General features: G+C 62.6%; 12 protein-coding genes. 1 reads left to right on the forward strand and 11 read right to left on the reverse strand.

The window, feature by feature from the left end; translation table 11 throughout:
- Positions 1-41 precede the first annotated feature (41 nt).
- The 11 genes from J0W34_RS19025 to scpA form a co-directional block, all read right to left on the reverse strand.
- The gene (locus tag J0W34_RS19025; protein WP_230969819.1) at positions 42-1724 is read right to left on the reverse strand and encodes a methyl-accepting chemotaxis protein; all 1683 of its coding nucleotides are present in this window, start codon (positions 1722-1724) and stop codon (positions 42-44) included.
- 400 nt (positions 1725-2124) lie between these two features.
- Positions 2125-2568 carry a hemerythrin domain-containing protein gene (locus J0W34_RS19030; RefSeq protein ID WP_230969820.1) on the reverse strand — a complete coding sequence of 148 codons (444 nt, stop codon included), beginning with the start codon at positions 2566-2568 and terminating at the stop codon, positions 2125-2127.
- Positions 2569-2596: 28 nt separating this feature from the next.
- On the reverse strand, positions 2597-3049 hold the full coding sequence (locus J0W34_RS19035) for a hypothetical protein (protein WP_230969821.1): 453 nt from the start codon (positions 3047-3049) through the stop codon (positions 2597-2599).
- A gap of 23 nt (positions 3050-3072) precedes the next feature.
- Positions 3073-3552 carry a DUF4112 domain-containing protein gene (locus tag J0W34_RS19040; RefSeq protein ID WP_227816210.1) on the reverse strand — a complete coding sequence of 160 codons (480 nt, stop codon included), beginning with the start codon at positions 3550-3552 and terminating at the stop codon, positions 3073-3075.
- 3 nt (positions 3553-3555) lie between these two features.
- Positions 3556-4959: a mechanosensitive ion channel family protein gene (locus J0W34_RS19045; protein ID WP_230969822.1), complete on the reverse strand. Its 1404-nt coding sequence runs from the start codon at positions 4957-4959 to the stop codon at positions 3556-3558.
- A 137-nt stretch (positions 4960-5096) separates the two neighbouring features.
- A complete protein-coding gene (gene ypfJ / locus J0W34_RS19050; RefSeq protein WP_230969823.1) occupies positions 5097-5954 on the reverse strand; it encodes a KPN_02809 family neutral zinc metallopeptidase in 858 nt (285 codons plus the stop codon).
- Positions 5955-6131: 177 nt separating this feature from the next.
- Positions 6132-7529 carry a KamA family radical SAM protein gene (locus tag J0W34_RS19055; protein WP_227816207.1) on the reverse strand — a complete coding sequence of 466 codons (1398 nt, stop codon included), beginning with the start codon at positions 7527-7529 and terminating at the stop codon, positions 6132-6134.
- A 410-nt stretch (positions 7530-7939) separates the two neighbouring features.
- A complete protein-coding gene (locus J0W34_RS19060) occupies positions 7940-9928 on the reverse strand; it encodes an acetyl-CoA carboxylase biotin carboxylase subunit (protein WP_230969824.1) in 1989 nt (662 codons plus the stop codon).
- A 142-nt stretch (positions 9929-10070) separates the two neighbouring features.
- On the reverse strand, positions 10071-11603 hold the full coding sequence (locus tag J0W34_RS19065; RefSeq protein ID WP_227816205.1) for an acyl-CoA carboxylase subunit beta: 1533 nt from the start codon (positions 11601-11603) through the stop codon (positions 10071-10073).
- A gap of 54 nt (positions 11604-11657) precedes the next feature.
- The gene (gene meaB / locus J0W34_RS19070; RefSeq protein ID WP_407941109.1) at positions 11658-12665 is read right to left on the reverse strand and encodes a methylmalonyl Co-A mutase-associated GTPase MeaB; all 1008 of its coding nucleotides are present in this window, start codon (positions 12663-12665) and stop codon (positions 11658-11660) included.
- A 56-nt stretch (positions 12666-12721) separates the two neighbouring features.
- Complete coding sequence (scpA, locus tag J0W34_RS19075) at positions 12722-14881, reverse strand: methylmalonyl-CoA mutase (protein WP_230969825.1); 2160 nt, start codon at positions 14879-14881, stop codon at positions 12722-12724.
- Between the two features lie 415 nt (positions 14882-15296).
- On the opposite strand from scpA, the gene J0W34_RS19080 reads away from it, so the two are divergent.
- On the forward strand, positions 15297-15968 hold the full coding sequence (locus J0W34_RS19080; RefSeq protein ID WP_230969826.1) for a GntR family transcriptional regulator: 672 nt from the start codon (positions 15297-15299) through the stop codon (positions 15966-15968).
- Positions 15969-16016: the final 48 nt, after the last annotated feature.

Here is a 16016-nt window from a genome sequence, read left to right on the forward strand (position 1 = left end):
GCGCCCGGAAGGGCGCCCTGTCCATTCGCACCGACCTGCCTTCAAGCCACGCGGAATCGCCCGGCCAGGCCTGACAGCTCGGTCGACAGCTTCGCCAGCTCACGCGCGGACTCTGCGGTTTTCTGGACCGTGCGGTTGTTGGCTTCCGTACTGTGCGCGATGGTATCGACCTTGCGGGCCACATCACGGGCAGCCGCGGTCTGCTCCTCCAGGGCCTGCGAGATCATTTCCACCACGGACGCGGCCCGGTCGGCGTGACCGCGCAGGGCGGTGACCGAATGTCCCGCCCGGTTGGCCACCTGCACGCCTTCACTGACCCGCGCAACGCCAGCCTCCATTTCACGCACGGCCCCCTGGGTGCCTTCCTGGATCTGGTCGATGACGCCGGAGATTTCCAGGGTTGAGGCGCTGGTGCGCTCGGCGAGCTTGCGCACCTCATCGGCCACCACCGCAAAACCACGCCCCTGTTCACCCGCGCGCGCAGCCTCGATGGCGGCGTTGAGGGCCAGCAGATTGGTCTGGTCGGAGATCTCTTTGATGACCTGCACGATGCCGGAGATCTGCGCCGAAAACTGCTCGAGTTCGCGGATGGTGCCGGCGGTGTTGTTCACGGCCCGGGCCACCCCTTCCATCTCGGTGGCAGTTTCGTGAATGATGCGGCCGCCCTCGGCCGCTTCGGCACTCGAACTGCGGCTCACGCTGTGGGCTTCACGGGCGTTGTCACCCACCTGATCGATGGACGACGACAGCTGTTCGACCGCCGCCGCCATGCTCGATGCGGCGCGGGACTGGTCTTCGATGGCGGATGCACTTGTGTCCGCCGCACTCGAGAGCGCTTCGGCCTGCTGGCTCAGCGCTTCCACATTGCCGCGAATGGCGGTCACCAGCTGATTGAGGCCGCTGCGCATGGTGGCGAGCCTGGCCATGAGCTGGCCGATTTCGTCCGAGCCCGCCACGGGGATCTGCGTGACCAGGTCACCGTCGGCAATGGCAGACGCCGCGTCGCCAGCCTTGCGCAGACTCGTGGTGATGTACCGCAGCGTCAGCAGCGCCGGGATACCCACCAGCACGGCGCCGACCACAAAGAACACCATGAGCAGCGTCTTGCTCACCTCGTAGCGGTGTTCGGCCGCCTGATATTCATGCTGCGCCACCTCGGCCTGGTAGGCCATGAGCTTGCCCATGGCGTCCAGCGTCACCTGACGCTCTTCGCGCACCGAATAGAGGAAGTTGATGAGCATGGCCGTGTCGTTCATCTTGCGCGCTTCGATTTTGGCGAGCGTTTCCTGAAGGCGGCTCTGCCACGCCTCATGCGCGTCGAGAAAGGCCTTGATCAAGGTCCTTTCGTCGTCTGTGTGCGCAGTGGACATATACGACGCCCACAGCTCGGCAAAGCGTTTCTGATTCCCTCGAACAGCCTCGGTCAACGAGGTGACCGAATCGTCCATGAGACCCGAGGCCGGCCGACCCGGTGCGTTCTCGAACGCGAACAGAATATTGACGCTGTCCTCACGGATGTTGGCGTCGATCTGGGCCAGTTCCTGCATGGGCACGGCCCGGTCTTCATAGACCGTGCGCAACGAGTCACTCGCCTCGCGCAGGCCCATCCAGCCAATGACCGCCGCGATCAGGTAGAGCACGATGGAAAACACCGCAATGTACGCAATGCGGTACGAAATCTTGAAACCCGAAAAAAAGCGCTGACGTCCGATGTCGATCGCCATGTCCTGTCATCTCCTTCCTCTGCTGAGCCACGCCGTCGTGACGGCGCAACAGACCACAGCATGCTTCCTGCGCGCACGAAGGCTGATGCACGCGCAGGATCAATGCCCGATGTCTGCTACCCGAGTTGTCTTGTATCTGGATTTTTTTGCGCCCCGAAATCCGGCGTGTCGTCACTCCTCTCCGAGTCACGCACACCAGAGGCGTCTGTGCTGCCCGGTTGTTCCGGGCTGGCAGTGCTCACGTTTTAGCGACGTCCCGAACGCCACGCGGCCTGCCATTTTTCTTACGGAAGACATGGACAAAACTTTAGGACAGACACATGCCCAGCCCATGACATCCGAAAAGCATGAAAAGAAAAGGCGCCCCGAGGGCGCCTTGTGCACAGCGCGGCTGCGATGATCAGGCGGTTTCGATGCGCTTGTTCATTTCTTGCCGGTAGGCACCGGCAAGGCTTTCTTTCTGCGTCTCGCTGAGCGCCTTGCCCGCGAGCTGGAAGACCTCGTGTTCTTCCTCGGCCAGGTGGTGGAACACCTTGTGATGCAGCTTCTTGGCCGTCACGAGCCAGGCCGGCGAACTGGCATCGGTCGTTTCAAGCATCTCGACCAGTTCATCCAGCTCGTGATGCTCCGCCACGCTATGGCGCGACTTCTCCTGGGTCAGGTCGTGTTGCATGAGCGGCACGTAGAAGTGGCGCTCTTCGGCATCAGCATGCGCCGACAGCTCGTTCTTGAGCCGGGTGAACAGCGCGTCGCGCTTGTCGCTGTCGCCATGGGTCTGGATCAGCGCATCGGCCAGTTCACGCTGGGTGTCGTGGTCCTCGCGCAGGGCTTCGAAAATGTTCATGTCAGTCGTCCTTCTGAAATCGAGTCAATCAGTTCACGGGCGCAGACATCACACCGTGGGTCATCTGCTGGCGATAGCGCATGGCGATCTCGGCCCGTTTATTGTCATCGAGCACGTGGCTGGCCAGGCTGAACAGCTGGTGCTCTTCCTCGGCCAGATGAAAATGCAGACGATGGTGCAAGGTGCGCGCGATCGCCAACCAGCGCGTGGACTCGTATTCGGTCTCCTCGAGCATGTCGATCAGCATGAGCAGGGCGCGGTGGTCCGAGAGGCTGCCGAACGAGGCCTCACGCGTGAGGTCGTTGGTGAGCAGCGCGTGATGCAGATACTCGGCCTCGGCATAGACATGGGCGGTGAGTTCGCGCTTGAGGCGCGAGAAGACTTCCATGCGCGTGCCGGCATCGGTATGGGTGTGGATCAGGGCGTTGGCCAGTTCGCGCTGGAAATCGTGGTCCTTGCGCAGGTCGTCGAAAATGCACATGCGTATTCTCCTTGGGTGTCTGGTCAGGCAAAGAGGCCCAGGGCACCGATCACCAGCGCCAGCCCCAGGGCCACGAGGCCCACAACGATTGCCGCGAGCACCAGCAGGCCCACGGCAACCACGGCGGCACCACGGCGTGCCGATGTCGGAAAGGATCTTGGCGTGCCGATTGCGCCGGCTTCGATGGCCTCGCGCATGATCGCCACATTGCGTTGATTGGCCTTGTAGCCCATGTCGAACAGGTCACCAATCACCGGAATCGTCCCCACCAGTGATTCGAGCGCCACGTTGCCTGCCATGCGGATCACCACATGCCAGGGCAATCCGAGACGCACGGCATGGGCCACGATCCACGCCGACGCACCGCCAGCGATCAGGTCACCAATACCGGGGATGAGGCCGATCAGGCCATCGAGCCCCACACGCCACTTCGTGCCCGGCACCTTGAAGGCGGCGTCCATCCACCAGGCGAGTCGATCGAGTTTTCTGAGTTCTTCGTCCATGGCTTACAACTCCGCAGGGGCGGCGGGGTCCAGCAGGTTCTCTTCTTCATGGCGGCGCGCATCGGCCTCGACGCGAGACTCGATGGTGCGGTCCGCCGTCACGTCCTGCATGTCGCTGCGCTTGTTGGCCGGGCGGCTGGGTGGCGCCGGTGTCTCGGGCGATGGCCGCTCGGCGGCAGCCGTCGAGGTGGTCAAGGCGGTAGCCGCGTCCGCATTGACCAGCCGCAGCTTGTAGATGGGCTCCGGCATGACGATGTCGGCATCGTCGAAGGCCTGTTTGACGTTGCGGATGGCCTCAGAGCGCACTTTCACGAAGCTGTATTCGCGCTGATCGACCCAGCCGAAGACGCCGAGCACCACGTTCGAATCGCCGATGGCCTCGACCACCACCATGGGCGCCGGATCGTCCAGCACGCCTTTCATGGCTTCGAGTGTCGTGAGCGCCACCGACTGGGCTTCGAGCAGATCCAGGTCGGTATCGACCCCGATCTCGAAGCTGAAACGTCGCTCGGGGTGCCGGGTGTAGTTGGTGATGACCGCCTTGAATACCGCTGCATTCGGAATACGGATGTGATTGCCATCGGCCGATATGAGCACGGTGGCCCGTGTGGTCATGCGCGCCACCGTCCCTTCGTGACCGTCCACATTGACCAGATCGTTCATCTCGAAGGGATTGCGCAGGCTCAACAGCAGACTGGAGATGTAGTTCTCCACCGTGTCCTTCACCGCAAAGCCCAGCGCCAGACCGAGAATACCGGCCGCACCGAGCAGGGTGCCGATGATGGCCGTGGCATCAAGCAGTACCAGTGCGAGCACCAAACCGAGCACAAGCACGCCCAGTTGGGCGAACTGCGCGGCAAGCGTGGCCACGAACGGATTCCTGATGAGACGTCGGAACAGGGTCTGCTGGCGCCCGACCCAGCGGGAGAGAAAGAAAAACGCCACGACCACGACACCCGCGGTGACGATCAGCGGCAGCGCGCCAATCCCGCGTTCGACAAGCGCGGCAAGCTGATCCCAGGTGGCGTTGATGCGCGCACCCAGCGCCTGATTGACGTCCAGCTTGTTGATGGTTTCGACAACGCCCTCGATCTGGCCGGCCAGCGCCAGTGCTCGCTGCTCATCCGCAATCGCATTGACTTGGCCAGACAGCGTGACCACGCCCTCTGTCACCGACACCTCGACCTGATCGAGCCCGCCAAGCGCCCCGAAGATCTCGTCGATGCGGGCGGCAATACGCTTGTCCTGGGCGCCATCGTGACTCAGCGCAATGGCAGGCGCCTGCACCGGGTCGGCACTCTCGGCCGTCTGTCCGTAGGCGCCATCCACCACGATCAAGGTCAGCGCCATCATCCACACGGCGATCAGGCCGCGCAGGTGGAATCGACGATAGGGCGCAGCGAGCATGCAGTTGTCTCCGAAAGCCACCGGCAAAGCGCCTGGGCGATGACAACATGCTAGAGACAAAAAAGCCCGCCACCTGTCGGCGCGGGCTTGTTTCGGGTGTCAGCCGCTTCCTACGCGGCCTCCTGCGACCGAGTGGCTTACAGATTGCGGGTGTTGAAGGTATCGCAGGACTTGAGTGAACCACTCTGCAGACCGGTCTTGAACCAGCGCACGCGCTGAGCCGATGAGCCATGGGTGAAACTGTCGGGCACGGCATAGCCCTGCGACTGTTTCTGCAGGCGATCATCGCCAATGGCGGCGGCTGCCGTGAGCGCTTCTTCCACATCACCGGCTTCGAGCACCTGACGCGCCCGGTCGGCATGATGCGCCCACACACCCGAGAAACAATCTGCCTGCAGTTCGAGCCGCACCGAGAGCTGGTTGGCGTCCGCCTCACTCATGCGCTGACGCGCCGACTGCACCTTGTCGGAGATGCCCAGCAGATTCTGCACATGGTGACCCACTTCGTGAGCGATGACATAGGCCTGGGCAAAATCACCCGGCGCGCGGAAGCGGGTGCGCAATTCATCGTAGAACGACAGGTCGATGTACACCTTCTGGTCCGCCGGGCAGTAGAACGGCCCCATCGCCGCCTGTCCGACCCCGCAGGCGGTGCGTGTGGCACCCGAGAACAGGACCAGTGTGGGCTCGCGATAGCGACTGCCGCCTTGTTCGAAAATGGCGCTCCAGGTGTCTTCGGTGTCGGCCAGCACCATGGAGATGAACTTGGCCTGACTGTCGTCAGCGGGAATTTCCCGGGCCGGCTCGTTGCTGACCATGCTCCCACCACCACCGGAATTGAGCACCACACTCGGGTCCACGCCAAAGTACATGGCCACCAGGGCCAGCACGATGGTGCCGATACCGATCTTGCCGCGCCCGACGCGCATGCCACCACCACGGCTGCCTCGGCGGTCCTCAACGTTGCTGCTTTGACGTCCGTTATCGAATCGCACGGCATGTCTCCTTCATCTCTGGCCTCACCCGGATTCTGGCACGTCTGAGGCAAAAAACCGTCAGCCCTCGCGGAGAAACTTGCATGCTGTAACACCGCCGAGGGATCAAGCGATCACGACAAAAGAAAACGCCACCTGGCAAGGTGGCGTTTTCCTCATTCCAACCGCGGTGTTCGATCAGTCCTGAACGGCCGCCAGTTTGCCCTCACGGAGCTCCTCGTATTCATCCTCGAAGAAGAACTTCTCTTCGCCGAACGCGGGCTCGAGATGATGCAGCCAGGTGGCCTCGGGGTTGTACTTGGCAAAGAACGGGCGCTGGACCCAGTCCGGATTGCGGCCCTGGATGAAGCGCAGGGCGAAGACTTTCTCGCCATTGATTTCGGTCACGCCCTGGATCTCGACCTTGCCCGGGCTGGCGGACATGGACGGCCCCCGCGCGGTACGAGCCAGACCCGACACCTGCTGCATGGCCTTGCGGTAGATCTCCCAGGCACGCTCGAGCGGCACTTCGAAGTAGCCACGGGCACCGGTATCGCGCTCGACGAACATGTAGTACGGGATGATGCCGAGCTTGACCTGCATCTTCCACATCTTGGCCCACACGTCCGGATCGTCGTTGATGTTGGCGATCAGCGGGCCTTGCGCGCGGATCTGAGCGCCGGTGGAGCGGATGGAGCGAATCGCCTCGCGGGCCGCTTCGGTATCCAGTTCTTTCCAGTGGTTGTAGTGCGCCATCACGGCCACATGCTTGCCGGCACGGACCATCCTCTTGAGCAGGTCGATGAGTTCGCCCGCATCTTCCGCCCCGAGGAAGCGGTGCGGCCAGAAGGTCAGCGCCTTGGTGCCGATGCGGATGGTCTGGATGTGGTCGAACTCCGGCTCCAGCAGCGGCTCAAGGTAGGCCTTGAGGTGTTTGGTCTTCATCACCATGGGATCGCCGCCGGTGAACAGCAGGTCGGTCACCTCGGTGTGACGCTTCAGGTAGTTGTGCAGGTTGCTCGCTTCGGAGGCGGCAATGCGCAGCTCCTTGTCACCCACGAACTGCGCCCAGCGGAAGCAGAAGGTGCAGTAGGCATGACAGGTCTGGCCCTGACTCGGGAAGAACAGCACGGTTTCACGATACTTGTGCTGAATGCCGTCGAGGCGGTTGCCCTCCTCGTCACGCGGCATGTTCATCTCCATCTGGTCCGCCGGATGGGGATTGAGCTCGTGGCGAATCTCGTGCACGACCTCATTGATGAGCGCCTTGTCGGCATCATCCTTCAGGAGTTTGGCCACGCGGTCGTAGTGCTCGGGAGTGAGCATGCCACGCTGCGGGAAGGTCAGTTGAAAGATCGGGTCTGCCGGGATGTTGTTCCAGTCGATCAGCTCATCGATCACATACTGATTGACACGGAACGGCAACACGGTCGAGACCACCTTCATCTCGAAGCGCATGGCTTCGGGCAGTGTCTGCAGCGGTTCGATCCTGTCCAGATCGCGCTGGGTGAAGACCTTGAATGGCACGTTCTCGTAACCACCATCCAGGGCGTGAAGCGGCCACTGCTGCAACGGTTTCTGAGCCTGCTGAGGCATAAGCATGTCTCCTTAACGGCTGGGCCGCCACGGCAATCCGGCTGCGGGCGGCGTCAGCGGGGCCCCGCGTGCGAATCGCATGCGTGAGTCTCGCCGAGTTGATACGGGCAGTGCCGGAAATGGTGGGCGCACTTGATTGAGATTGCGCAGGCAACTGCCGGGGTGAGCATCACGGCCATCTTATGCCGCGATTCAAGCCCGCCAATGTTATTGCACAAAACAATTTTTGGCAAATTATTTTATTAGTCGAAAGTAATAGAGCGGTCACATTCGCAGCGATGGCTCAAAAAAAAGGCCCGCACACAGTGCGAGCCTTCGGGGTCCGACAAGGCCCCACCCTCTTGTGTGGCGGGTCTCCCTCCCTATCGTCCTCTAAATCATGGGGGGCAAGCCCCCCGATCCGCCAGAATCTATTCGAACTCCACGATGATCTCGTCAACGCTCAGGCTCGCGCCGGCTGCAGCAACCACTTTCTTGACCACGCAATCGGAGTCGGCCTTGAGCACGTTCTCCATCTTCATGGCCTCGATCACGGCCAGCTTCTCACCCGCCTTCACTTCCTGCCCTTCCTTGACGGCCACTTCGCGCAGCAGGCCCGGCATGGGCGAAAGCAGGAACTTGGACAGGTCGGGCGGGAGCTTCTCGGGCATCAGTGCCTGAAGCTCAGCAGCGGTTTCCGACAACACCATGGCCTCGACCTGCAGGCCGAAGTGCGAAATGAGGAACTTCAGATTGCGTCGCTCGATCTGCAGGCACACCGGCATGCCGTTGACCGTACCGCTGAACAGCAGATCGCGGAAGGTCCAGTCGGAGACGATCTCGTAGACCTTGTCGGCATGAGTGATGCGCATGCCGCCCGGAATCGGATCCACCGACACAGCGTATTTCTCGCCGGCCATGAGCACGACAAGATCGTGCACCACCTTGCGGCCGTGCCCCGGCATCTGGCCGGAAATGTTCACCACCCGGCCGATGTAGCGCATGCGCGCGAACGTGGCGACTGCGGCCAGCAGCGCCGGATCGTCGTGCGGCACCATGGAGGCGTCGAAGCCGTCCGGGTACTGCTCGGCGATGAAGCCGGTGTTGAAGTTGCCTGAGCAGAATACAGTGTGCTGCAGCAGCGCCGCCTGGAAAGGAATGTTGGAGCTGATGCCGCGGATCACGAAGCCGTTGAGCGCATCGCGCATGCGGCGGATGGCGTCGGCGCGATCGGTGCCATGCACGATGAGCTTGGCAATCATCGAGTCGTAGAACATGGAGATCTCGCCGCCTTCGAAGACGCCGGTATCGACACGCACACCATCGCCTTCCGCGGGCGCCTGGAATTTGACCAGACGACCGGTCGAGGGCAGGAAGCCGCGGAACGGGTCTTCGGCGTTGATCCGGCACTCCATGGACCAGCCGTTGATCTTCACGTCGTCCTGCGTCAGTGGCAGCGTCTCGCCGTAGGCCACGCGGATCATCTGCTCGACCAGGTCGAGCCCGGTGATCAGTTCGGTGACAGGGTGCTCCACCTGCAGACGGGTGTTCATCTCCAGGAAGTAGAACTCCTTGGTCGCACCGGAGACCACGAATTCCACCGTACCGGCGGACTCGTAATTTACCGCACGCGCCAGCGCGACGGCCTGCTCGCCCATGGCCTTGCGCATCTCGGGATCGACGAAGGGGCTCGGCGCCTCTTCGATGACCTTCTGGTGACGGCGCTGGATGGAGCAGTCGCGCTCGTTGAGATACACATAGTTGCCATGCGAATCGCCCAGCACCTGGATCTCGATGTGGCGCGGCTCGAGCACGTACTTCTCGATGAACACGCGATCGTCGCCGAAGGAGTTGCGCGCTTCATTCACGCACGAGGAAAAGCCTTCGTGCGCCTCCTTGTCGTTGAAGGCCACGCGCAGGCCTTTACCGCCACCACCGGCGGAGGCCTTGATCATCACCGGGTAGCCGATGCCCTTGGCGATCTCGACCGCTTCGTCCGGACCGGAAATGGCATCGTTGTAGCCGGGGATGGTGTTCACCTGGGCCTCGATGGCCAGCTTCTTGGACTCGATCTTGTCGCCCATCTTGGCGACCGAGTAGTGCTTCGGCCCGATGAACTTGATCCCTTCCGCTTCCAGACGACGGGAAAACTCGGCGTTTTCGGACAGGAAGCCGTAGCCCGGGTGCACCGCTTCGGCGCCGGTCTGCTTGCAGGCGTCGATGATCTTGTCGATGACCAGATAGGACTGGGCGGACGGCGCCGGGCCGATGCACACGGCCTCGTCGGCCATCTCGACAAACAGCGCTTCGCTGTCGGCCTCTGAGTGCACGGCCACGGTGGCGATACCCATCTTGCGGGCCGTCTTGATCACGCGGCAGGCAATTTCACCGCGGTTGGCAATCAGAATTTTCTTAAACATATCGGATCTCCGCGGTGAAATCGCCTGAGCACGCTGCGCATGCAAGGCAATTTGACTTCGTCGCTGCGCCGCGTTGCGGCTGGTCACCGCGGTTGGCAATCAGAATCTTCTTGAACATTGGATGCTTTCCTTTCGCGGCCGATCAGAGCGGGATGTTGCCGTGCTTGCGCCACGGATTTTCGACTTCCTTGTCACGCAGCATGGCCAGCGAGCGGCACACGCGCTTGCGGGTTTCCTTGGGCATGATCACGTCGTCGATGAAGCCACGGGCGCCGGCCACGAACGGGTTGGCGAACTTGGCCTTGTACTCGGCCTCGCGCTCGGCGATCTTCTCCGGGTCGTTCTTTTCCTCGCGGAAGATGATCTCCACCGCACCTTTCGGGCCCATCACCGCGATTTCGGCGGTCGGCCACGCCAGGTTCACGTCACCGCGCAGGTGCTTGGAGCTCATCACGTCGTAGGCACCACCATAGGCCTTGCGGGTGATGATGGTGACCTTGGGCACGGTGCACTCGGCGTAGGCGTAGAGCAGCTTGGCACCGTGCTTGATGATGCCGCCGTATTCCTGACTGGTGCCCGGCATGAAGCCCGGCACATCCACCAACGTCACCACCGGAATGTTGAAAGCGTCGCAGAAACGCACGAAGCGCGCTGCCTTGATGGAGCTCTTGATGTCCAGGCAACCGGCCAGCACCAGCGGCTGGTTGGCCACGATGCCCACGGTGGAACCTTCCATGCGGGCAAAGCCGATGATGATGTTCTTGGCGTAGTCGGGCTGCAGTTCGAAGAACTCGCCGTCATCCACGATCTTCACGATCGCTTCCTTCATGTCGTACGGCTGGTTCGGATTGGCCGGCACCAGGGTGTCGAGGGAGTGGTCGAGACGGTCGGCCGGATCCTCGCAGGGCACCACCGGCGGCTTCTCGCGGTTGCTCGACGGGATGTAGCTCATCATCCGGCGGATGACCATCAGCGCTTCGACGTCGTTTTCAAAGGCCAGGTCGGCCACGCCGGACTTGCTGGTGTGGGTCACGGCGCCGCCCAGTTCTTCGGCGGTGACTTCCTCGTGGGTCACGGTCTTGACCACTTCGGGACCGGTCACGAACATGTAGGAAGAGTCTTTCACCATGCAGATGAAATCGGTCATGGCCGGGCTGTACACCGCGCCACCGGCGCAGGGGCCCATGATCAGGGAAATCTGCGGCACCACGCCGGAGGCCATCACATTGCGCTGGAACACGTCGGCGTAACCGCCAAGCGAGGCCACGCCTTCCTGGATGCGGGCACCGCCCGAATCGTTGAGGCCGATCACCGGGGCGCCGACCTTCATGGCCTGGTCCATCACCTTGCAGATCTTTTCCGCGTGGGTTTCGGACAGGGAGCCGCCAAACACGGTGAAGTCCTGCGAGAACACGAACACCAGACGGCCGTTGATGGTGCCGTAACCGATCACCACGCCATCACCCGGCACATGGCTCTTGTCCATGCCGAAGTCGGTGCAGCGATGCTCCTTGAACATGTCCCACTCTTCGAAGCTGCCGTCGTCGAGCAGCAGTTCGATACGCTCGCGGGCCGTCAGCTTGCCCTTGGCGTGCTGGGCATCGATGCGCTTCTGGCCACCACCCAGGCGGGCCTTTTCGCGCTTCTCCTCCAGTTGGCGGATGATTTCTTGCATGGGTTTTTCTCCGTCTAGGAAATCGTCATTCAGCTCGGGGGGATGCCCCTCGCCTCAGTGTTCTTCACTCAAATATTTCAGTAGCTTGTGCGCCGCGGCGGCCGGCGTTGTCAGCCCTTCGGCGACCGCCTGCTGCAGGCCCGGCAGCTCGTGCTTGACCGAGGTGTTCTCGCGGAAGCGCTCGCGCAGACCGCTGTCGATCAGCTCCCACATCCAGTGCTGCGCCTGGTCGCGGCGCTTGGCCTCGAATTCGCCCGAGGCCTGCATGGTTTCCCGGTAGCGTTCGATCTCGCCCCAGAACTGTTCGATGCCATCCTTCTTGAGCGCCGACAGGGTCAGCACCGGCGGCAACCAGTTGGGCGACGTATGACGCAGCATGTTGAGCGCCGACTTGATCTGGCTCTTGGCCAGCGTGGCCAGGCGCGGATCGATGTCGGCCTTGTTCACCACGATCAGGTCGGCCAGCTCCATGATCCCTTTCTTGATCGCCTGCAGATCGTCGCCCGCGTTGGGCAGCTGCAGCAGGCAGAAGATGTCGGTCATGCCGGCCACGGCCGTCTCGGACTGGCCCACGCCCACGGTCTCGACGATGATCACGTCGAAGCCCGCGGCCTCGCACACCATCATGGTCTCGCGCGTCTTGCTCGCCACGCCCCCAAGACTGCCCGCGGACGGGCTGGGGCGGATGAAGGCCTCGGTACGTTGCGAGAGCAATTCCATGCGCGTCTTGTCGCCGAGGATGGAGCCGCCGGTCACGCTGGACGACGGATCCACCGCCAGCACCGCGACCTTGAGGCCCTGCTCGATCAGATACAGGCCGAGCGCTTCGATGAAGGTCGACTTGCCCACCCCCGGCACACCCGAGATGCCGACGCGCATGGCCTTGCCGCTGTGAGGCAGCAGGGCCTCGAGCACACGGCGGGCGCGGGCACGATGGTCCGGGCGGAGCGATTCGATGAGCGTGATGGTGCGGGCCAGCGGCCGAAGCTGCTGTGCCAGCACGCCATCGACCAGCAGCTGGTCGGTGGCGGGCAGTTCGATGGGATCGTGCGGCATATTCATGGCGTCGGAATGGCGGGCTGGCACGTCGCGAAACGTGCCAGCGTCATCCTGCCTGATTATGCGGTTTTGCGCGCTGCGCGGATGGCGGCCAGCACTTCACGGGCGGCTTTCGGAATCGGGGTGCCCGGTCCGAAGATGCCCTTGGTACCCGCCTCGACCAGCATGTCGTAGTCCTGCGCGGGAATCACGCCGCCCACGAACACGATGATGTCGTCGGCACCCTGCGCCTTGAGGCTGTTGATCACCTGCGGCACCAGCGTCTTGTGGCCGGCGGCCAGCGACGAGCAACCGACGGCGTGCACATCGTTTTCCACCGCATGGCGTGCTGCTTCTTCCGGGGTCTGGAAGAGCGGACCGATGTCGATATCGAAGCCCAGGTCGGCAAACGCAGATGCGACCACCTTGGCGCCACGATCGTGACCATCCTGACCGAGCTTGGCGATCATGATGCGCGGGCGACGGCCTTCTTCGGCGATGAACGCATCGATGTCGGCCTTGAGGGTCTTCCAGTCTTCGGTGTCTTCCACGACCGAAGCATACACGCCGGATACGGCCTGCGGATTGGCGCGGTAGCGACCCCACTCGGATTCGAGCGCGTCGGACACCTCGCCCACGGTGGCACGCAGACGGATGGCGTTGATGGCCAGGTCCAGCAGGTTGCCCTCGCCGGTCTTGGCACACCGGGTCAGCGCCGCCAGGGCCGCATCGACGGCCGACTGATCACGGGTCTCGCGGATGGTGTTGATGCGTGCGATCTGCGCTTCGCGCACGGCATGGTTGTCGATGTCGAGAATCTCGATCGGGTCTTCCTTGGCGAGCTTGTACTTGTTCACGCCAACGATCACGTCCTTGCCCGAATCGATGCGCGCCTGCTTCTCGGCAGCGCACTCCTCGACCTTCATCTTGGCCCAGCCGGACTCGACCGCCTTGGTCATGCCGCCCATGTCCTCGATTTCCTCGATGAGCGCCCAGGCGGTGTCGGCCATGTCCTGGGTGAGCTTTTCCATCATGTAGGAACCGGCCCAGGGGTCGACCACGTTACAGATGTGGGTCTCTTCCTGGATGACGATCTGGGTGTTACGGGCGATGCGCGCCGAGAACTCGGTCGGCAGCGCAATGGCCTCGTCCAGGGCGTTGGTGTGCAGCGACTGGGTGCCGCCGAACACGGCCGCCATGGCCTCGATGGTGGTGCGGATCACGTTGTTGTACGGATCCTGCTCGGTGAGCGACCAGCCCGAGGTCTGCGAGTGGGTGCGCAGCATCATCGACTTCTGCGATTTCGGGTTGAACTGCTTCATGATCCGCCACCACAGCAGACGCGCGGCACGCATCTTGGCGATCTCGAGGTAGAAGTTCATGCCCACCGCCCAGAAGAAGGACAGTCGGCCAGCGAAGGTATCCACATCCATGCCGGCCTTGATGCCGGTGCGCACGTATTCGAGGCCGTCGGCCAGCGTGAAGGCCAGTTCGATGGCCTGGTTCGCCCCCGCCTCCTGGATGTGGTACCCGGAGATGGAAATGGAGTTGAAGCGCGGCATGTGCGTCGAGGTGTACTCGAAGATGTCCGCGATGATCTTCATGGACGGCTCGGGCGGATAGATATAGGTGTTGCGGACCATGAACTCCTTGAGGATGTCGTTCTGGATGGTCCCGGAGAGCTTCTCCTGCGACACGCCCTGTTCCTCTGCCGCCACCACGTAGCCGGCCAGGATCGGCAGCACCGCGCCGTTCATGGTCATGGAGACGGAAATCTTGTCGAGCGGAATGCCGTCGAACAGGATCTTCATGTCCTCGACCGAGTCGATGGCCACACCGGCCTTGCCCACGTCACCCGTGACGCGCGGATTGTCCGAGTCATAACCGCGGTGCGTGGCCAGATCGAAGGCCACCGACACGCCCTGACCACCGGCGGCCAGCGCCTTGCGATAGAACGCATTGGAGGCTTCGGCGGTGGAAAAACCGGCGTACTGGCGGATGGTCCACGGACGCCCGGCGTACATGGTCGCCTGCGGGCCTCGCAGAAAGGGTTCGAAGCCCGGCAAGGTGTTGGCGTAAGGCAGATCCTTGGTGTCTTCGGCCGTATAGAGCGGCTTGACGGTGATGCCCTCCGGCGTCACCCAGTTATAGCCAGCAAGATCGTTGCCGGGGGCGTGCTTGGCGGCAGCCTTCTGCCATTCTTCAAGCGAAACCTGGGGCAACTCAGGAGCCTTGGACATGTTTCCCTCACTCATCATCTGTCGTGTCTGTGGGGCGCGGCCTCTCACGTACCGTCACCACCGAAAATGCAAACGGGGCCTGAAGCACATCCTCACAGGAACAGCTTCAAGGCTCCGCATTGAGTATTGTTATAGACCGGCGGCGACTGCGCCGCCCGCGACACCTGCGCGGGCGGCCGTCGACGCTCCGTGTTGCATCCCTCCCTCTCCACGAGATCCGCAGCGACGCTGATCCTCGTGCCCTTCACTTCTGGATACCGCACGGAAACTTGACCCGGTCAGGCGTGAATAATACTTTATCCATAATTATGAATGCAAGGCGTGACCATCTCGCGTTATCATGTCGGCTTGCACGCGGTCCGGACGGCTGGAGCAGCGGCCCCACCAGACCCGAACCCAGGAGATAGCACACACCATGAACGCATCCCGCATCGCTCCGCTGGCGCTCTATCAGGAAGTGGCCGAACGGTTGCGTGAGCGCATCTTCTCTCACGAACTCAAGCCCGGCGCCTGGATTGACGAACAGGCCATCGCCGAACAGTACGGCATCTCGCGCACGCCGCTGCGCGAAGCCCTCAAGGTACTCGCCTCGGAAGGTCTGGTCACCCTCAAGCCGCGTCGCGGCTGTTACGTGACCGAGATTTCAGAGCGCGATCTGGACGAGATCTTCTCCGTCATGGCGCTGCTCGAAGGCCAGTGCGCGCGGGACGCCGCCGGCAAGGCGAGCGAGTCCGACCTTGCGCAGTTCAAGAAACTGCACGATGCACTCGAAGCCGCCGCTGAAAAGAACGATATCAACGGGTTCTTCGAAGCCAACCAGGCGTTTCACCACGCGGTTCAGAGCGTGGCCGACAACCACTGGCTTCAGCACGTGATCGAAGACCTGCGCAAGGTCATCAAGCTGTCACGTCACCACTCCCTGTTCAGCGACGGCCGACTGGAGCAATCGCTGGCCGAGCATCGCGACATTCTCAAGGCCATGCTGGCCCGGGATGCCGCCGGCGCCGAAACCGCCATGCGCACGCACATCCACAGCGGGCGAAAAGCACTGGCCCGCATAGCGGCGGCACGCACCGAAGCGGCCTGACCAGCACCCCAGAATCAAAAGCCCCCGCCTGGCAACGCCTGCGGGGGC

The sequence above is a fragment of the Nitrogeniibacter aestuarii genome, from assembly GCF_017309585.1.
GTDB classification, from domain to species: domain Bacteria; phylum Pseudomonadota; class Gammaproteobacteria; order Burkholderiales; family Rhodocyclaceae; genus Nitrogeniibacter; species Nitrogeniibacter aestuarii.